Genomic DNA, 17,715 nt, shown 5'->3' on the forward strand with positions numbered 1-17,715 from the left:
GGCTGGACTGGTACAACTACCACCGACCCCACACCGGCATCAGCGGCCAAACCCCAGCCAGCCGCGTCACCAACCTGTCCGGTCAGCACACCTAGAGCCCGCTGCGCCGTCGGGTCGAGTACTGCTCCATGAGCTTGCCGCGGGTCGTCTCCAGCCGGTGGGCGAGGATCTCGGCGACGGTGCGCACCAGGGACAGCCCGAGCAGCGGGTCCTCCACGCACAGCCCCAGCACCGCCGCTCCGTCGAACTCGTAGGCCCGTACCTGGCTGAAGGCCACCGCGCCGAAGTCCCACTGGTACGGCGGGAACAGCCATGACCAGCCGAGCATGTCGCCGGCGCCGAGGGTGGCGACGGTCACCCGCTGGGTGGAGGTCACCTGCTGGTCCAGGTTGACGGCGCCCGAGCGGATCACCCAGAAGCGGTCGGCGGTGCCGCCGGCCTCGAAGATGTGGGTGTCCTCGGGGAAGGAGACCTCCTTCGCCAGCTCCATCAGACGCTCGCGCTGCTTCTGGGGAAGGGCGGTCAGCAGTTTGATCGCTTTGGTCATGGCGGGGGCTCCTCGCCGGCGACGGAATGCGGTGTGGTTCCCTACGCCCATTTCAGCCGCTGCGGCCGCCCAGAGCACCTCGGGGGAGGGAAGATCCCGTGAACAAAGGCGCGCCGGGCAGGAAAAAGCCCTGGCTGGACGGGGGAAGCCAGCCAGGGCCGTATGTGGTGGTTCGGGGAGGACGGTCACGGTCGACTCCCCGTCCACGTATGGATGAACGATAAACCAGCGGGCGTGCTATCACATAACCGGAAGCGGGCCGCGTGACCTGTTTCACTCCAGGGCCACCCGGACGGTGCCGAGTGCCGGGTCGGTGGGGTCGGGCAGGTTCATGCCCGCCGCCCGGCCCGTGCGCAGATACCGCAGCACCGGCTCCGTCAGGCGCTCGCCCGGCAGTAGGGCCGGGATCCCCGGGGGATACGGAGTGATCATCTCGGCGGCGACCCGCCCGGCCGCCTCCGTCACCGGCACGTCCTCGGTGGGCCCGAAGAACGCGTCCCGGGGCAGCACGGCCTGTTCCAGGCGGAGTTCGGACGGCGGCGGCACCTCCACCCCGGGCGCCGGACGCAACTCCGGCGCGGCGCGCACCAGGTCCTTCAGCGCGGCCAGCAGCTCGTCGGCCGTGCCGGCGTCGTCGGCGTGCGTGAGCTGGGCGCTGATGCGCCGGTGGTCGGTCAGATGCGCGTCCACGGACCGGTGCTCACGCAGCCAGTCCGCCGCGCGGTAGCCCGTGATCCCCAGACCGGTCACGTCGATGACGCACGGCAGCGGGTCGAAGCCGTCGGCCAGGCCCGGCCCGCAGTAGTCGTCGCGGCCGTCGACGTGCAGCCCGTCGAGCTCCTCGACGGCGGCCCTGACCCGCTCCGCCAGGGCCAGCGCGTCGTCCATCAGTTCCCGTCCGCGCAGGGCCATCTGCCGCCGCCAGCCGTCCAGCCCCGCGAAGATCAGCACCGAGGGGCTCGTGGTGCCCAGCAGGTCGGCGCGTGTCTTCAGCAGTTCCGGCGGGACCAGGTCGCCGCGCAGATGGAACACCGAACCCTGCTCCAGGCCGCTGCCCATCTTGTGGATGCTGGTCACGCAGACGTCGGCGCCCGCGTCCATCGCCCAGGACGGCAGGTCCGGATGGAACGGCAGGTGCGCGCCCCACGCCTCGTCCACGATCAACGGGCGCGAACGCCGGTGACAGACCTCCGCCACGGCCCGCAGGTCGGCACAGGCGCCGTACGGGGTCGGACTGGTGATCAGGGCGCCCTTGGCGTCCGGGTGCGCGGCGAACGCCGCCTCGAACTCCGCGGCCGACGGCGGATGCGCGATGTGCCGCTCGCGATCCCACCGCGGTTCCACCCAGACCGGCTCGATACCGGCCAGGACCAGGCCCGACACCACGGACTTGTGCGCGTCCCGCCCGATCAGCAGCCGCTCGTGCGGCCCCGCCACCGCGAGCATCGCCGCCTTGACCGACAGCGAACTCCCGCACGTGGTGAAGAACGTGTGCTCCGCGTGCACCGCGTCCGCAGCTTCTCGGCCCGCTCCAGCACCCGCCCCCGCTGCAACCGGTCGTCCAGCCCGCCGGAGGCCAGCACGTCGCCCAGGAAGACGGCGTCCCCCAGCACCTCCCGCACCGCGGGATCGGCCCCGCGGGCCTGTTTGTGCCCCGGCGGGGTGAACGACAGCCTCCCCTCGCGGTGGTAGCCGGCGAGAGCTTCCAGAACAGGTGCTTCGGTGTGGTCGACGGACATGCGTCCCGTCTGCCCGGACCGGTGACCGTCAATCAGCCGCGGGGCGGAACCGGATGCTCAGCCCCCGCTCCGGCGTGCGCCCGGGGTGAGGATCTCGTCCAGCACCCGCAGCACCACCTCGTACGCCGTCGCCCGTACGGCGGCGTCCCGTGCGGCCGCCGGATCGTCCTCCCGAAGGGCGTCACCGCGCTCCCGCCACGTCCGCTCCTCCTCCTGTGCGCAGGCCTTGGCGCGCTGCATCCGCCGCATCAGTTCGTCCGAGTCCACGACATCCGTCATGGCATCCGCGTACCCCCGAAACCCGGCCATGATGGGGACCGGACGTGTTTGGCCGCGCCCTGACAGGTGAGCCGAAAAAGGAGAGACCCGGGCAATCCCCCCGGGTCAGCGCAGGCACCGGATTTCTGTCCTCACCAGTCAGGGAGCGAAAGGATGCGCGAGACGCACAGGACCGAATCCGCCGTCGGACCGTCGGACGTCCGCCGCACTGTTCCGTGCCGGCCGGCGGACGCCCGCAGAAGGGTGCGGTGTGCGGTGGCCGAACGATGCGAGGCCCAGCACCTCCACTGCGATACCGACGCCCTCGACGACGCACTCCTCGTCGTCTCGGAACTGACCACCAACGCGATGCTGCACGGCGGCGGGATCACCGACTTCTCCGTCGACGTCGTCGGAGGCGAGGTGCGCGTCTCGGTGAGTGACCGCAGCGACGACCTCCCCGTCGCCCTGTCGCCCGTCGACGCCCAGGGCCGTTCCCGGGTCGGCGGACGCGGCTGGCCGATCGTGTGCCGGCTGTCGCACGACATCGACGTCGCCTGTCTGCCGCGCGGCGGCAAGCGGATCACCGCCCTCGTTCCGCTGACCTGAACTCAGTCCGCATCCGGGTTCGGAAATTCTTACCCGGCCGGATCGGAATGCGGAGTTTGGTCCACCGGGGCGAGGGCAGACGGAGGTTCGTGCTTCGGACCGGAGGCGCGCCCAGCGGGAGTGTTGTCCCTGCTCAGGGCCCTGTAATGGTCCGGGCGGCTCTCCCGCGGCAATTCCCTGAAACCACCTGTTCAGGAGCGATTCCGCATGCTCACCGATTTTTCGACCAGCCGTCCCAGCACGTCCGTGCGTTCTTCCGCCGCCCCTTCTTCCACGGCCGCCCCGGCCCCCACGGCCTCACCCAAGCGGTCCCACGACGACGCCCCCGACACCGCGGCCCTGTTCGCCCGGCTCGCGGAGCTCGACGAGGGCCCGGAGCGCGACCTGCTGCGCGACGAGCTGGTGACCGCGTGGCTGCCCATGGCCCACCGGATCGCCGGCCGCTTCCGTGACCGGGGGGAGTCCGTCGAGGACCTGCGCCAGGTGGCCGCCCTCGGACTGGTCAAGGCGATAGACCGGTTCGACCCCGAGCGCGGTGCCTTCGAGAGCTATGCGGTGCCGACCATCACCGGAGAGGTCAAGCGGCACTTCCGGGACCGGATGTGGGCGCTGCGGGTGCCCCGCCGGGTCCAGGAACTGCGCAACAGGGTGCGCGTGGCCCGCCGCGAACTCACCCAGAACCCGGGCAGCCCCGAGCCCTCGGTCGCCGACATCGCCGCGCACACCGGGCTGACGGAGGAAGAGGTCACCGCGGGCCTGGAGGCGCTGGAGAGCTTCAGTACCCTCTCGCTCGACGCCGAGCTGTCGGCCGGCGACGACGGGTACAGCCTCGCGGACACCCTCGGGTCGACCGACGCCTCCTTCGACGTCGTCGTGGACCGCGAGTCCGCCAAGGAAGGACTGCGCCGCCTGCCCGAACGGGAGCGCGCCATCCTCTACATGCGTTTCTTCGAGGACATGACCCAGAGCCGGATCGCCGACAAGCTGGGCATCTCCCAGATGCACGTCTCCAGGCTCATCAGCCGCAGCTGCGCACGCGTACGCGAAGAGGCGCTCGGCCGGCGGCACGGCGGCCGGGGCTCCGGCACGCCCACCGAATGAGCCCGTCCATCTCCGAGCCACGCCCGCCACGAAGGAGTGAGAGACCGATGCTGATTCCGCTCAGGCCGCATCCCGCGACCCTGCGCAAGCTCGTCGAGGAGTACGAGGGACTCCTCGCCGACGACGGAGGCCGGGACGTGTCCGGTGGCGGCCCGCGGGCCCGGGACCTGGCGTACACGCTGTGCGTCCTGACCGGCACCCGGGACGTGGAAACCGCCGTCGAGGCGGCCCACCGCCATCTGGCCGCGGCCGGGCCGAGGCCGGAACCGGTGACCGCCGCCGAGACGTTGCGCGCGGCCACCGCACCCGAGCCGGTGACGATGGCGCGGGCCGGAGGTCACTGAGTCCGCTCACCGTGGAGGAGCCGTCGGGGCGATCGCGGGCACGCGGTCGCCCCGACGGCTCCGTCGTCATGATCCGAGGTGTGTCCCCGGTGGACCGGGGCAGCCGGAGCCGGGGAGGTCTGGATGGATACGAGTGCTGTGCTGCGCGGTGCGGGGACACGGGCCCGGTCGGGACCGACGGGCGCGGTGACCGAGTGGGCCGCGCGGGCGGGTCTCGCCGCGCGTGGGGTGATCTATCTGCTGGTGGGGCTGCTCGCGCTGCAGATCGCCTTCGGCGGCAGCAGGAAGCAGGCCGACCGCAACGGCGCCCTCGCCGAGATCGCCCGCCACCCGTTCGGCGCGGTGGTGCTGTGGGCGGTGGGCGTCGGGCTCGCGGGCATGGCCCTGTGGCGGCTCTCGGAGGCGGTCTTCGGCTCCGTGGGCAAGGACGGCCGCTCGGCGCGCAAACGGCTGCTGGCCCTGGCGCGGTGCGTGTTCTACGCGTTCGTCGCCTCCTCCGTGCTGTCCTTCGCGGCCGGCGCGGGCGGTGGGCAGTCCAGCGACAGGCAGTCGCGCGACCTCACCGCCCGCGCCCTGTCGGCGCCGGCCGGGCAGTGGCTCGTCGGCGCGGTGGGCGCCGGGATCGTCGTCACCGGCGTCTGGATCGCCGCGCAGGCCGTACGGCGCGCGTACCGCGACCGGCTCAGGACCGGCGAGATGTCCCCGAGGACGCGCCGCCTGGTGGACGTGACGGGTGTGTCCGGCGGCATCGCGCGCGGCGTGGTGTTCACGGCGGCCGGTGTCTTCGCCGTGCGTGCCGCGGTCGACTCCCGGCCCGACAAGGCCAAGGGCCTCGACGACACGCTCCGCACCTTCGCCGACACCCCGGCCGGCCCCTGGCTGCTGGCACTCGTCGCGGCAGGCCTGGCCCTGTTCGGCCTGTTCTCCTTCGCCGAGTCCCGCTGGATCCGCACCTGAGCCCGGTGGCCCCCGGAGCCGCGTCATACGTGGTCCGGCGGCGCACGGTTTCGACGGCGGGCGCGGTGCGTGCCGCCGTCGACTCGCGGCCCGACAAGGCCGAGGGCCTCACGTGTGGCTCGGTGGCGCGCGGGTTTCGACGGCGGGGGTGTGTTCGTGGTGCGGGTCGTGGTCGACCCGGTCAGTTCTTCGGCTGTCGTACCGGTACGCCCAGGGGGCGGGCCAGGCCCGCCACCGCCTCGTCCAGGCGCTGGAGGTGCCGCAGCACCCGGTCGGTGACCCGGCCGTAGCGCGGGGTGTGGTAGGAACCGGGCTCCAGCAGCGAGGCGATGCTGGGGCCGGTCTCGAGCGCGGACGTGGACCGCGCGTCCGCGACGCGGGCGGCGATCGCCTCGATGTTGTGCACGATGCGCCGCCCCACCACACGCAGCCGGGGATCCGCCGCGATCGAGGGATGGCTGGGCAGCAGTTCCGCCGTGGCCGCCAGGGAACGGGCGTGGTACGCGCAGGTCTCCAGCAGCGCCACGACATAGCGGGCGGTGTCCCGCCTGGACCGCAGCGGCGTGATCGGGTGGGTCAGCGGCTGGGCGGACGCCCGTAGGTCGGCCAGCGCCTGGTCCAGGTCCCGGGCCAGGTCCAGCAGATCGGCCGGCGCACCGCCGCTGAGCTGGTCGGCCGCGGCCCGGGTCACGTCCGCGAGCCGGTTCAGCGCGGTGCCGAGGAGCTCGTTGGTGCGGCGGTCGGTGCGCACCGGCAGCACCACCGCCGCCGCGAGGACCCCGCAGGCCGCGCCCAGCGCCGTCTCCTCCACCCGCAGTACCAGCACGGCGGTGCTGTAGGTGTTGAGCAGCGTGTACAGCAGACCGAGCATCGCCGTCACGAAGAAGGACATCAGGGTGTAGGACAACGGCGCGGTGTAGAACATCGCGAAGATGAACAGCAGCACCAGCCCGAACGCCGTCCAGGTGTGGTGCCCGACCAGCCCCGCCAGCCCGATGCCGGCCACCACGCCGAGGACCGTGCCCAGCACCCGGCGGTAGCCCTTGACCAGGATCTCCCCGGTGGAGGCGGTGTTGATGAACACGATCCAGCAGGCCAGCACCGCCCAGTACCAGCGGTGGGTGGAGAGCAGTTCGCCGCCCAGGATGGCGAGGGCGGAGCCGACGGACACCTGTACGGCCGCCCGCGTGGTGGGCCGCCGCAGTCCGCCCGGCTGCTCCTCGTCCCCCTCCTGCTCGTCCTCGCCCGCGGCGATGGCGGCGTCCTCCGCGTCCAGCTCCTCGCGGGACCGGGCGGTCGCCGGGCTGTCGTCGGAATCGTCCTGCGGCCCGTCCAGGGCGATCCGCAGCCCCAGGACGGCCCGCGCGGCCTCGCCGAGGCCCCGGAAGACGTCCTGGACGGCAGGCGACGCGGGCGGCAGGTTCTCACCCTCGCGGTAGCCGAGCAGCCGGTTGCGCACCTGGGACAGCCCGGTCCCCGCGTCCGCTCCGGCCGGCCGCAGCACCTGGAGCCGCAGCGCCCGCAGATCCCGGCGCAGCGCGTCGATCGCCTCCTCCCGCACCGGCTCCCGCACCTGAGAGGGCACGGGCGCGCCCGGCAGGTGCAGCGTGAGCGTGTCCGCCCGCCGCTCGGCGCGCGCGGTGAGCAGCAGCAGGCCCAGCCGCTCGGCGGCGATCTCGGCCTCGGCGATCCTGCGCTGCACCAGGCGGGCCGCGGCCTCGTCGGAGGTCCCGTCCTCCAGACGGCTCTGGATCATCAGGGCCGCCTCGTGCAGCCGCGCCGTCCTGGTGCGGACGTTCTCGAGGGCCTTCTCCACCTCCTCGGGACCGGCGTCCAGCAACTCGGCCTGCGCGTCCACCAGTTGCGCGAGGCGGGCCCGGAAGGCGCGGCGCAGCCGGTCCAGGGTGCCCGCCGGTGTCTGCCGTACGAGGACGAAGCGGGCGGTCGCGCTGCACACGAAGCCCACGGCGATCGCACCGTACAGCCCGGGCAGGGCACCGGCACTGGCCCGTACGAACAGGGAGATGAAGTACGTCTGGAAGGCGATCAGCCCCAGCGCCGTACCGCGGTCGCCGAACCGGCGGCCGTACACGGCGCAGAAGATGAGCGCCACGAAGAACAGGTCGCCCGCCACGACCCGCGTGTTCAGCAGCGCGCCCAGCGTCACGGAGACCAGCGCCACCGGCAGGCCGAGCGCGAGGGTGACGGCCTGCGGGGTCGGCTGCTTCTCCCGGATGGCGAAGGTGGCGGCCATCGCGGCCATCGCCCCGGCCACCAGGTGGGTGACGCCGACCCGCTGCGGGCCCAGCAGCAGGAGCGTGAGCCCGATTGCGGTCACCGTCCGCAGCCCCGCGCTCAGCCGCAGCAACCCCGGATCGGACGCGGCGATCCGGTCCCACAGCTCCGCCCGAACCGACCGTCCCGCTGTGCTCACGCCGCCGTGCTCTCTCCCGTGTCGCGTAGGCGGACCGCCGGCCGGACGCGCACCGGCCGGCGGTCCGTGGTGTTCCCGGATCAGGTCAGGGAGGGGGTGCCCCCACCGCCTGCACCGCCTTCCACATGCGCCCGCACCTGCTCCGGCGTCAGATAGGAGTCCGTGTACTCGAAGTCCTTGAGCCTCGCGGCCTTGCGGGCCTGGAAGCCGGTGCGCACGAAATCGTCGCCCGCGACCGCGTTGAGCAGCCAGTTCGTCATGACACGCGTCTTGGCGACGTTGGTCCGCAGCGCCGACCAGTGGTAACCGCGGGCCACCGCCTGGGCGGGCACGCCGCGCAGTTCGATGCCGAGGGGTTTCGAGACCGCGTCCTTGCCGCCGAGGTCGACGACCAGTCCCAGGTCCTTGTGCACGTACGGCTGCATCGGCTGGTTGCGCAGGGTCGCGATGACGTTGTCGGCGACCACCTTGCCCTGCCGCATGGCGTGCTGCGCGGTGGGCGGGCAGACCGCGCCCTCCTGGTCCTTGGCCTTGTCCGGGACGGCGGCGGCGTCGCCGAGCGCGAAGACACCGTCATGGCCCGGCAGGCACATCTCGGCGGTGACCGCGAGCCGGCCCCGGACCGTCTCGGCGCCCAGCGTGGCGATCAGCGGACTGGCGACCACACCCGCCGTCCAGATCAGGGTGCGGGTGGGCACCACCCGGCCGTCGGTGAAGGTGACCTCCTCGGGGCCCGCCTTGTCGATCGACACGCCCAGGGAGATGTCGATCCCGCGCCGGCCCAGGATCTCCTGCGCGCTGCGGCCGAGCTTGTCGCCCAGTTCCGGCATCAGCTTCGGCGCGATGTCGATCAGGTGCCACTTGATCAGCTTCGGGTCTATGCGCGGGTAGCGCTTGACGGCGGCATGCGTCAGCCGTTGCAGGCAGGCCGCGGTCTCGGTGCCCGCGTAACCGCCGCCGACCACCACGAACTGGAGCCGCGAGGCGCGCTCCGCCGGGTCGTGGCTGGCGTCGGCGAGGTCCAGCTGGGAGATGACGTGGTCGCGGATGTAGGCGGCCTCGGCGAGGGTCTTCATCCCGAAGGCGTGCTCGGTCAGCCCGGGGATGTCGAAGGTGCGGGTGATGCTGCCCGGGGCCAGCACGATGTAGTCGTAGGGCTCGTTGACGATCTCGTCGGTGATGGTGCGGATGACGCAGACCTTGGCCTTCAGGTCCACGCCGATGGCGCCGCCGGGAATGATCCGGGTGCGGTACTTCTTGCTGCGGCGCAGCGAGACGGCGATCGACTGGGGCGTCAGCACACCCGAGGCGACCTGGGGCAGGAGGGGCAGATAGAGCTGGTAGGCGAACGGCGTCACCAGGGTGACGTCGGCCTCGTCAGGGGCGAGCTTGCGCTCCAGGCGGCGAACGCACTCCACTCCGGCGAAGCCTGCGCCAACCACCAGGATCCTGGGTCGTGTCACGGTGTCCATCCCTTTCTGCGGCTCCAGGCGGTACGACTGGACGCCGTTCGCATGCCCCTGGATCGCTGCTTCGCACCACAGCGATCCCACCGTGCCCCTGGCCGCCACGCCAGCCAGGTGCGGCAGGCAGACGAACGCGTGGGCACCAGCATGCCCCGGCACGGTGCCTGAGTAACCCGTGCGTCGCACGAATATGCGGTGTACTCCTGGACCGAGGGCAGTTCGATGGTTGTCCCGGCCGGTCGCGCCGGGCTGGAGTACCACCCGTCGGAGAGTGGGTGGTCCGTCCCCGACCACCTCACCAGGGCAGGAACACGTGGATGTCCTTGCCGGTGTCCGTCACCACCACGCTCACCTGGTCACACAGCGTGTGCACGAGGTGCCAGCCGATGCCGCCGCCGCCCGTGTTCGGGTGGAACGGGCGCGGCTCCGGCCGGGTGGTGCTGGTGTCGTGCATCGTGAGGTGCACGCCGTCGAACGTGCGGCGCATCCGCAGTTCGAAGGGTCCGGGCGCGTACTGCACCACGTTCGCGGCCAGCTCCGTGACGACCAGCAGGATGTCGTCCCAGGACTCGGGCGCCGCAGGTGGCGAGGCCCGTGCCAGGGCACCCAGGAACTCCTCCGCGGCGAGCCGCGCTCCCGTCACATTGCGCAGCTCACCCGCGAAGGAGACCGTACGCTCGTACGTCTTCTCCGAGTGGCTTGTGTCGTCCCAACGCGGCTCCGTAGCCATCACATCTTCCTCAGCCGGATGAATCGGCTGTAGTCGCTGCTCAGCTTTCCCACGTCTTGGGTTCCCGCAGGCGGGCAGGGTACGCGTGTCTCCCCGGTCGCGGACGTCACACAGGGTGGGCGTCCTCAGCGGAACACGTCGTCGGAGTCCTCCCAGTCGGCGGGTTCGGGCGGTCCGAGCCGCGCCGTGGCCCGGCTGCGCGCCTGGTACATCGCCTCGATCTCCGCCGCGTAGTGCTGGACGATCAGGTCCCGGCGCAGCTTCATCGACGGCGTCAGCAGCCCGTTGGCCGGGGCGAACGGCTCGGAGACCACCCGGTAGACCCGGATGGACTCGGCACGCGAGACCGTGCTGTTGGCGGCGGCGACGGCCCGGTTCAGCTCCTCGCGCAGCGCGTTGTCCTCGCGGGCCTCCCGTCCCGGCGTGTCGCCCTGCGGGGCCAGGGCCGCCCGCCAGTGCGCGAGGAACTCCGGGTCCAGGGTGAGCAGCGCGCCCACGCAGGGCCGGTCGTCGCCCACCACCACCGCCTGGTGGACGAGCGGATGCATTCGCAGGCGCTGCTCCAGCGGGGCCGGAGCCACGGTCTTGCCACCGCTGGTGACGATGACGTCCTTCTTGCGGCCCGTGAGGGTCAGATATCCCTCGGGGTCCAGGCGGCCGATGTCGCCGGTGGCCAGCCAGCCGCCGCGCAGCGCGGCCCGGGTCGCGGCCTCGTCGCCCACGTAGCCCTGGAACACCGACGGACCGCGCACCAGGATCTCCCCGTCGTCGGCCACCTGGATCTCGGTGCCCGGCAGGGGCCGTCCGACGGTCCCGGACTTCTCCCGGCCCAGCGGCTGCATGGTGATCCCGCCGCTGCTCTCCGTCAGCCCGTAGCCGTCGTGCACGTAGATGCCGATGCCCTCGTAGAACAGGGAGAGGTCGCGGTCGAGCGACGAGCCGCCGGACGTGGCCCGCACCGCCCGGCCGCCCAGCGCCGCCCGCAGCCGGCGGTACACCGTCCGCTCGTAGAGGGCGTGCTGGAGCCGCAGGTCGAAGCCGGGCCCCGGCCCCGTGCCCAGCCGCCGCCGTTCCTCGGCCGTGGCGAAGTCCCGCGCCGTCTGCGCGGCCCGCTCGAACAGGGCCCCGCGACCCGTCTGCTGGGCCGTGCGCAGGAAGTTCTTGTAGAGCTTCTCGAAGACGGAGGGCACACCGTAGAGGTACGTCGGACGGAACGAGCGCAGCGCCGACGAGATCGCCGCCTCGGTCATCTCCGGCTCGTGGGCCATGAGGATCCCGCCGCGCACGCACATCACCTGGATCATGAGCCCGTACACGTGGGAGAACGGCAGGAAGGCCAGGACGGACGCCTGCTCGCCCGGGGGCGCCGCCGTGTGCCCCCAGCCCTCCAGCAGCGTGTCGGACGGGTACGCGAGGCCCCGGTGGCTCAGCGCGCAGCCCTGCGGGCGGCCCGTGGTGCCGGAGGTGTAGACGACGGCCGCGGTCGAGTCCGGCAGCACGATCCGGCGCAGCGACTCCACCGTGGTCAGCGGCACGAGCTGGCCGCGCTCGGCCAGCTGCGCCAGCGCACCGGTGTCCAGCTGCCACACGTGCCCCAGCCGGGGCAGGGCGGCGCACACCGTGCCGACCGTCATGACGCCCTGCTCGTCCTCCACCACCACGGCCACACAGCCGGCGTCGCGCAGGATGAACTCGACCTGGTCGCGTGAGGACGCCGGATGGATCGGCACGACCTCCGCGCCCACCGCCCACAGCGCGTGCGCCAGCACCGTCCACTCGTACCGGGTGCGCGCCATGACGGCCACCCGGTGGCCGGGCGAGATCCCGGACGCCACCAGGCCCTTGGCCACGTCGACCACTTCGTCCCGCAGCTCGACGGCCGTCACCTCCTCCCAGGTGGTCGACGCGCCGTCCGGGCGGCGGGCGACCACGGCCCGGGTCGGGGTCCGGGCCGCCGTCTCGAAGACGCCGTCGGCCAGTCCGCCGACCAGGGGCGGGAGGGCCGCTGGAGCGAGAGCGAGGTCGCGCATGCGCTGCTCCTGGTATGTACGGAGAGTGACTACGCCGACGAGTCCTGTTGTCGGCGGTGCTCGAATGTAGCCCAGGTGCGAGCAGTTGGTGCCGGGAACGGGGAAGTCGTGGCCGATTGATGATCTAGGTGTATCCGGGGGACTCGGGACACATGACTCATGTGAACCCCGATCCGGAGCCCGAGCGCACCACCGGCCTGGAGCCCGGGGGCGGCGTGCCGCCCGGCGAGACGCCGCCCGCGGAGAGCAGCATGCCCGAGGCCGGGCCCCAGGAGACGCACAACCCGACCAAGGGCTGGGCCAAGGCCCCGCTCACCCTGATCATGGTCCTCGTCGTTCTGGTCGCGGCCTTCTTCCTGGTGTACGCCCTCGTGCTGATCCTGTGAGACCCCGCGGCGCGTCAGGACTGGGTACGGTGCACGCACTCGGTGACGACGTCCCGCAGGCTGCCCGTGCGCTCCATGAGCTCACGCTGCACGCGGGCGCCGTTCCCGTGCTCCAGCACACCGGAGACGGCCTGCTCGGCCCGGGCCAGGTCACCGCTGTCGCTGAGGGCGTCGCCGACGTGGTCCAGCAGCGACCGCAGGACCGTCCCGGCCGGCTCCGGCCGCATCGTCGCGGGATGGAGCAGCTCGCCGTCCAGACCCGACCGGGCGGCCCGCCAGGCGGCCAGCCGCAGCACGCTCACGCTGTGGTCGGCCGGTTCCTCGCCGCGGCGCCACTCGCGCGCGGCGGTCTCCACCAGGCCGCGGACGAGTGTGGCGATGAGTACGGCCGTGTCCGCCTGGAGGCACACGTCGGAGACGCGGATCTCCACGGTCGGGTAGTGCTCGGACAGCCGGGCGTCGAAGTAGGCCATAGCGGCGTCCAGGATCACCCCGGTGTCTACCATGTCCGCGACCCGGCGGTGGTAGCGCTCCGCCGTCCGGAACAGCTCCGTCGGACCGGCCGACGGCCAGCGTCCCCAGACCCGGCTGCGGTAGCTGTGGTAGCCGGTGTCGCGTCCCTGCCAGAACGGTGAGTTGGCGCTGATCGCCGCCAGCACGGGCAGCCACGGCCGGATGCGGTCGAGGACCGCGACGCCCTCCTCGTCGGACTCCACCGCCACGTGCACATGGCAGCCGCAGACGAGTTGGTCCCGGGTGCCGACGCCGTACTGCTCCGCCAACCACTGGTAGCGGTCGTTCACGCTGATCGAGGGGCTCACCGGCAGCGGGGAGGTGGCCAGCGCGGCGACCGTGCAGCCGATCTCGCCGGCGTGCCGGGCCGCCTCCTTGCGGCAGCGGACGATCTCCGCGCCGAGGTCCGCCATGTCCGTCTGCGGATGCGTGGCGAACTCCAGCATCTGCCCGTACAGCTCCTTCTCGAAGACGTCCTGCGCGGGATCGAGCAGAGAGGCGCGGGCGAGCACGGCCGCCGCCAGCGCCTTCGGGTCACCGCTTTCGGGATCGACCAGAAGGAGTTCCTCCTCCACACCGACGGTGCGCACGTGGGGCCGCCTTTCCATACGTACCGCGACTGGGCGTCGCGGGTGGTACGACCCCGACTGCCCCTCCGGCGGCCGTCGACACCTGACGTGGCCCGGCGGAGCCGGTGACGTCCCCGCGCGCTCACCGTGCGGGCGTCAGCCAGACGGTGGCGAGCGGCGGGAGCGTGAGCCGGACGGCCCCGTCCTGCGTCCTGACCGGGCCCGGGCGGACGACGTCACTGCCGCCGTACCGCACGGCGTCCGTGTTGAGGATCTCCCGCCAGGCCGGAACCTCTTCGGGGACGGCCAGGTGGTAGTCGTGGCGGACGACGGGGGAGAAATTCGACACCGCGAGCAGCGGGGCGCCCGCCGCGTCGAAGCGCAGGAACGCGAAGACGTTGTCGTCGGCCGCGTCCACGGCGACCCAGCGGAAGCCGCCCGGGTCGGTGTCGCGCTGCCACAGGGCGGGGGTGGCGCGGTAGACGTCGTTGAGGTCCCGCACCAGGTCCTGCACGCCCCGGTGGTCGGCCGCGGCACAGTGGCCCGGGTCCAGCAGCCACCACTCCGGCCCGTGCTCCACGGACCACTCGGCGCCCTGCGCGAACTCCTGACCCATGAACAGCAGTTGCTTGCCCGGGTGCGCCCACATGAAGCCCAGATAGGCGCGGACGTTCGCACGCCGCTGCCACCAGTCGCCCGGCATCTTCGACACCAGGGCCTGCTTGCCGTGGACCACCTCGTCGTGGGAGATGGGCAGGACGTAGTTCTCGCTGTAGGCGTACACCATCGAGAAGGTCATCTCGTGGTGGTGGTACTTGCGGTGCACCGGCTCATGGGCGACGTACTCCAGCGAGTCGTGCATCCAGCCCATGTTCCACTTCAGCCCGAACCCGAGCCCGCCGGTGTCGGTGGGCCGCGTCACGCCGCCCCACGCCGTGGACTCCTCCGCGATCGTCACCACTCCGGGCACCCGGCGGTAGACGGTCGCGTTCATCTCCTGGAGGAACACCATCGCGGCCAGATCCTCCCGGCCGCCGTACGCGTTGGGTTCCCACTGACCGGGTTCGCGCGAGTAGTCGAGGTAGAGCATGGAGGCGACGGCGTCCACGCGCAGGCCGTCGATGTGGAACTCCTCGCACCAGTACACGGCGTTGGCGACCAGGAAGTTGCGCACCTCGGTGCGGGCGTAGTCGAACTCGTACGTCCCCCAGTCCGGGTGCTCCGCCCGCCGCGCGTCCCCGGGTTCGTACAGCGGGTCCCCGTCGAAGCGGGCCAGCGCCCAGTCGTCCTTGGGGAAGTGCGCCGGCACCCAGTCCATGATCACGCCGATGCCCGCCTGGTGCAGCCTGTCCACCAGGTACTTGAAGTCGTCGGGGGTGCCCAGCCGGGCCGTGGGCGCGTAGAAGCCGGTGACCTGGTAGCCCCAGGAGCCGCCGAAGGGGTGCTCGGCGACCGGCATCAGCTCGACATGGGTGAACCCCAGGTCCTTGACGTAGGCGGGCAGTTGCTCGGCGAGCTCCCGGTAGGTGAGGCCCGGCCGCCACGACGGCAGGTGGACCTCGTACACGGAGAACGGCGCCTCGTGCACCGGCGTCTTCGCGCGGCGCGCGAGCCACTCCTCGTCGCCCCACTCGTGGCGCGAGGCCGTCACGACGGAGGCCGTCGCGGGCGGCACCTCGGTGCGGCGGGCCATCGGGTCGGCCTTCAGGAACCGGTGCCCGTACCGGGAGGTGATCTCGAACTTGTACTTCGCGCCCTCGCCGATGCCGGGCAGGAACAGCTCCCACACCCCGGACGAGCCGAGGGACCGCATCGGGAAGGCCGTCCCGTCCCAGAAGGTGAACTCCCCGGCCACCCGGACCCCGCGCGCGTTCGGCGCCCACACGGTGAACCGGGTGCCGGTGACGCCCTGGTGGGTCATCGGCTCGGCGCCGAGCGCCCGCCACAGCTGCTCGTGCCGCCCCTCGCCGATCAGGTGCAGGTCGAGCTCGCCCAGCGCGGGCAGGAAACGGTAGGGGTCGTGCACCTCCTGGGTGCCCTCCGCGTACTCCACCAGCAGGGTGTAGGCGGGGATCGCGTCCAGGGGGAGCACGGTGGAGAAGAGGCCACCCCCCTCGGAGACGAGCCGGTGGCGCTCACCGTCGAGGACGACGCTCACGGCACGCGCGAACGGTCTGAGCGCCCTGAAGGCGATCCCGCCGGGCACCGGGTGCGCGCCGAGCAGCGCGTGCGGGTCGTGGTGGGCGCCCGCGAGCAGGCGTTCCAGGTCGGCCGGGTCCAGGGCGGGAGCCGGCAGCGGCCGGCGGCCGGCCGTCGCGGGCAGAGAGATCTCGCGCAGCGCCACGGTTCATCCTCCTCGGACGGCAAGGCGTTCGATCGCCGCCATAGGCACGGGAAGCCAGCCCGGACGGTGCCTGGCCTCGTACAGCACTTCGTAGACCGCCCTGTCCGTCTCGTACGCGCGCAGCAGCGCGTGCTTCTTGCGCGGGTCCCATCCGGCCCGGGCCGCGTAGCCCGCGCAGTAGGCCTCCCGGCAGCGCCGGGCCCATTCCGGGCGCCAGGGGCGGCGCTGGCGGGCCGCGTAGTCGAAGGAACGCAGCATGCCCGCGACGTCCCGCACCGGGGACTGGGCGGCGCGCCGTTCGGCGAGCGGGCGGGACGGCTCGCCCTCGAAGTCGATGACGAACCACTCGCGGCCCGCCCGCAGCACCTGACCCAGGTGCAGGTCGCCGTGGATGCGCTGGGCCGCCGGCCCGGCGTCGCAGTTGGCGAGCGCGCGGAAGGCGGTGCGCAGTCCGGGGACGAACGGCCTGAGCGCCGGCACACAGTGCGCGGCGGCCTCCAGCCGGGCCGTCATCGCCGCCGCCGTGCGCTCCATGTCGCCGTGCGCCCCGGCGGGGAAGGCGGTCGCCAGGGCGAGATGGATGTCGGCGGTCGCCAGCCCGAGTTCGTACGCCTCCTTGGTGAAGTCCTCACCGGCGGCGAGCGCCCCGAGGGCCAGCGTCCAGCCGTCGGAGGCGTCCCGCAGGTACGGCTGGAGCACCCCGAGGGTCGCCGCCCACGGCTCGGCGGTGCGCAGCCAGGCCACCGGGGCGGGGACGCGGTTGCAGCCCTGCGCGACCAGCGCCTCCGGCACCTCCAGATCGGGATTGGTGCCGGGCTGGATGCGCCGGAAGACCTTCAGGATGAACGCGTCGCCGTAGATCAACGAGGAGTTGGACTGCTCGGCGTCCAGCAGCCGCGGCGCGAGTCCCGCCGGGACGTCCGCGGCCGGGTCGGCCTCGAAGCACAGCGGGCCCACCGTGCCGGGCCGCCTGAGCCGGTCCAGGAGCAGCGCGGCCGAACGCGGGTCGTGCAGCGCGTCGTAGACCATGAGCCCGGCCAGCGGCCCCTCCTGCACCCGGCCGATGAGGGCCCGGCCCAGCCGCGGCGAGAGGTGCTCGCGCACACCGAGCAGCAGCTGGTAGCAGTCCCCGGGCGGGGAAGCGCCGCCGCCGGGCGCGGGGACGGGCAGGTATCCGGCGTCGACCAGTACGTGCAGACAGCCCGGGAACAGCTCGGTCGCGGACAGCACGGTCAGGTCGGTGACGGGCCTGTCCTTGCCCGCGAACCAGCGCTGCCGGGGAAGCCACTCGCGCAGCAGCTCGCACAGCGAGGACAGGGGCTGCTCGGTGCCCGTGCTTCTCGGCTGGAGGATCACCGTCTTCGCCATGGTGACGCGTCCTTTCCTCGGCGGCGCGTTCAGCGTCGTACGCCGATGCGGGATGCGACTCGGGAGAGCCGGAACCAGTAGAAGCCGTGGCCCGCGAGGGTGAGGAGATAGGGCAGTTCACCGATGGCGGGGAAGCGCACCTCGCCGATGAGCTCCACCGGGTGCCGTCCGTCGTAGGCCCGCAGGTCGAGTTCGGTGGGTTGTGCGAAGCGGGAGAAGTTGTGCACGCAGAGGACCAGATCGTCCTCGTACTCCCTGAGGAAGGCGAGGACGGCCGGGTTGGAGGAGGGCAGTTCGGTGTAGGACCCCAGTCCGAAGGC

Annotated in this window: 15 protein-coding genes and 1 pseudogene; 5 read left to right on the forward strand and 11 right to left on the reverse strand. The window is 72.4% G+C overall.

Annotated features, from left to right (window positions below):
• Window positions 1–91: 91 nt before the first annotated feature.
• The 3 genes and pseudogenes from ACFY01_RS46250 to ACFY01_RS46260 all read right to left on the reverse strand — a co-directional run bounded on the left by ACFY01_RS46250 (window position 92) and on the right by ACFY01_RS46260 (window position 2,565).
• Window positions 92–547, reverse strand: a complete 456-nt coding sequence (locus ACFY01_RS46250) for a cyclic nucleotide-binding domain-containing protein (RefSeq protein WP_390741803.1) — start codon at window positions 545–547, stop codon at window positions 92–94.
• Between the two features lie 273 nt (window positions 548–820).
• Window positions 821–2,286 (reverse strand): annotated as a pseudogene (locus ACFY01_RS46255) (aminotransferase class I/II-fold pyridoxal phosphate-dependent enzyme).
• Between the two features lie 57 nt (window positions 2,287–2,343).
• Window positions 2,344–2,565 carry a hypothetical protein gene (locus ACFY01_RS46260; protein ID WP_390741804.1) on the reverse strand — a complete coding sequence of 74 codons (222 nt, stop codon included), beginning with the start codon at window positions 2,563–2,565 and terminating at the stop codon, window positions 2,344–2,346.
• A gap of 153 nt (window positions 2,566–2,718) precedes the next feature.
• Between ACFY01_RS46260 and ACFY01_RS46265 the strand changes: the two genes are divergently transcribed.
• The 4 genes from ACFY01_RS46265 to ACFY01_RS46280 all read left to right on the forward strand — a co-directional run bounded on the left by ACFY01_RS46265 (window position 2,719) and on the right by ACFY01_RS46280 (window position 5,555).
• Window positions 2,719–3,153 carry an ATP-binding protein gene (locus ACFY01_RS46265; RefSeq protein WP_390741805.1) on the forward strand — a complete coding sequence of 145 codons (435 nt, stop codon included), beginning with the start codon at window positions 2,719–2,721 and terminating at the stop codon, window positions 3,151–3,153.
• 207 nt (window positions 3,154–3,360) lie between these two features.
• Window positions 3,361–4,254, forward strand: coding sequence for a SigB/SigF/SigG family RNA polymerase sigma factor (locus tag ACFY01_RS46270; RefSeq protein WP_390741806.1), 894 nt, complete (start codon window positions 3,361–3,363; stop codon window positions 4,252–4,254).
• A 47-nt stretch (window positions 4,255–4,301) separates the two neighbouring features.
• Complete coding sequence (locus tag ACFY01_RS46275; protein WP_390741807.1) at window positions 4,302–4,598, forward strand: DUF5133 domain-containing protein; 297 nt, start codon at window positions 4,302–4,304, stop codon at window positions 4,596–4,598.
• A gap of 123 nt (window positions 4,599–4,721) precedes the next feature.
• Window positions 4,722–5,555 (forward strand): DUF1206 domain-containing protein, encoded by an 834-nt coding sequence (locus ACFY01_RS46280; protein WP_390741808.1) that lies wholly within the window; start codon window positions 4,722–4,724, stop codon window positions 5,553–5,555.
• Window positions 5,556–5,736: 181 nt separating this feature from the next.
• Here the strand turns inward: ACFY01_RS46280 and ACFY01_RS46285 are convergent, their stop codons facing one another.
• The 4 genes from ACFY01_RS46285 to ACFY01_RS46300 all read right to left on the reverse strand — a co-directional run bounded on the left by ACFY01_RS46285 (window position 5,737) and on the right by ACFY01_RS46300 (window position 12,215).
• The gene (locus ACFY01_RS46285) at window positions 5,737–7,989 is read right to left on the reverse strand and encodes an FUSC family protein (RefSeq protein ID WP_390741809.1); all 2,253 of its coding nucleotides are present in this window, start codon (window positions 7,987–7,989) and stop codon (window positions 5,737–5,739) included.
• An 80-nt stretch (window positions 7,990–8,069) separates the two neighbouring features.
• Entirely contained in the window at window positions 8,070–9,461 is a 1,392-nt protein-coding gene (locus tag ACFY01_RS46290; RefSeq protein ID WP_390741810.1) for an NAD(P)/FAD-dependent oxidoreductase, read from the reverse strand.
• Window positions 9,462–9,750: 289 nt separating this feature from the next.
• Window positions 9,751–10,185 carry an ATP-binding protein gene (locus ACFY01_RS46295; RefSeq protein WP_390741811.1) on the reverse strand — a complete coding sequence of 145 codons (435 nt, stop codon included), beginning with the start codon at window positions 10,183–10,185 and terminating at the stop codon, window positions 9,751–9,753.
• 125 nt (window positions 10,186–10,310) lie between these two features.
• Entirely contained in the window at window positions 10,311–12,215 is a 1,905-nt protein-coding gene (locus ACFY01_RS46300) for an AMP-dependent synthetase/ligase (protein WP_390741812.1), read from the reverse strand.
• A 152-nt stretch (window positions 12,216–12,367) separates the two neighbouring features.
• Here ACFY01_RS46300 and ACFY01_RS46305 point away from each other — a divergent pair, with 152 nt between their 5' ends.
• On the forward strand, window positions 12,368–12,601 hold the full coding sequence (locus ACFY01_RS46305) for a DUF6480 family protein (protein WP_390741813.1): 234 nt from the start codon (window positions 12,368–12,370) through the stop codon (window positions 12,599–12,601).
• A 14-nt stretch (window positions 12,602–12,615) separates the two neighbouring features.
• Here the strand turns inward: ACFY01_RS46305 and ACFY01_RS46310 are convergent, their stop codons facing one another.
• The 4 genes from ACFY01_RS46310 to ACFY01_RS46325 all read right to left on the reverse strand — a co-directional run.
• Window positions 12,616–13,704, reverse strand: a complete 1,089-nt coding sequence (locus ACFY01_RS46310) for a glutamate--cysteine ligase (protein WP_390741814.1) — start codon at window positions 13,702–13,704, stop codon at window positions 12,616–12,618.
• Window positions 13,705–13,825: 121 nt separating this feature from the next.
• On the reverse strand, window positions 13,826–16,027 hold the full coding sequence (gene glgB / locus ACFY01_RS46315; protein ID WP_390741815.1) for a 1,4-alpha-glucan branching enzyme: 2,202 nt from the start codon (window positions 16,025–16,027) through the stop codon (window positions 13,826–13,828).
• 3 nt (window positions 16,028–16,030) lie between these two features.
• Window positions 16,031–17,395, reverse strand: a complete 1,365-nt coding sequence (locus ACFY01_RS46320) for a maltokinase (RefSeq protein ID WP_390741816.1) — start codon at window positions 17,393–17,395, stop codon at window positions 16,031–16,033.
• 29 nt (window positions 17,396–17,424) lie between these two features.
• Window positions 17,425–17,715 (reverse strand): alpha-glucosidase C-terminal domain-containing protein (locus ACFY01_RS46325; RefSeq protein ID WP_390741817.1); only part of this gene is annotated, 291 nt, incomplete at its 5' end.

The sequence above is a fragment of the Streptomyces sp. NPDC001480 genome (genome assembly GCF_042894725.1).
Lineage (GTDB): Bacteria > Actinomycetota > Actinomycetes > Streptomycetales > Streptomycetaceae > Streptomyces.

Bases quoted from the DNA above. Each gene is read 5' to 3' on its own strand.
- ACFY01_RS46280 (WP_390741808.1), top strand. From the start codon at position 4,722: ATGGATACGAGTGCTGTGCTGCGCGGTGCGGGGACACGGGCCCGGTCG.
- ACFY01_RS46270 (WP_390741806.1), top strand. From the start codon at position 3,361: ATGCTCACCGATTTTTCGACCAGCCGTCCCAGCACGTCCGTGCGTTCT.
- ACFY01_RS46275 (WP_390741807.1), top strand. From the start codon at position 4,302: ATGCTGATTCCGCTCAGGCCGCATCCCGCGACCCTGCGCAAGCTCGTC.
- ACFY01_RS46300 (WP_390741812.1), bottom strand. From the start codon at position 12,215: ATGCGCGACCTCGCTCTCGCTCCAGCGGCCCTCCCGCCCCTGGTCGGC.
- ACFY01_RS46250 (WP_390741803.1), bottom strand. From the start codon at position 547: ATGACCAAAGCGATCAAACTGCTGACCGCCCTTCCCCAGAAGCAGCGC.
- ACFY01_RS46320 (WP_390741816.1), bottom strand. From the start codon at position 17,395: ATGGCGAAGACGGTGATCCTCCAGCCGAGAAGCACGGGCACCGAGCAG.
- ACFY01_RS46290 (WP_390741810.1), bottom strand. From the start codon at position 9,461: ATGGACACCGTGACACGACCCAGGATCCTGGTGGTTGGCGCAGGCTTC.
- ACFY01_RS46265 (WP_390741805.1), top strand. From the start codon at position 2,719: ATGCGCGAGACGCACAGGACCGAATCCGCCGTCGGACCGTCGGACGTC.
- ACFY01_RS46295 (WP_390741811.1), bottom strand. From the start codon at position 10,185: ATGGCTACGGAGCCGCGTTGGGACGACACAAGCCACTCGGAGAAGACG.
- ACFY01_RS46260 (WP_390741804.1), bottom strand. From the start codon at position 2,565: ATGACGGATGTCGTGGACTCGGACGAACTGATGCGGCGGATGCAGCGC.
- ACFY01_RS46305 (WP_390741813.1), top strand. From the start codon at position 12,368: ATGACTCATGTGAACCCCGATCCGGAGCCCGAGCGCACCACCGGCCTG.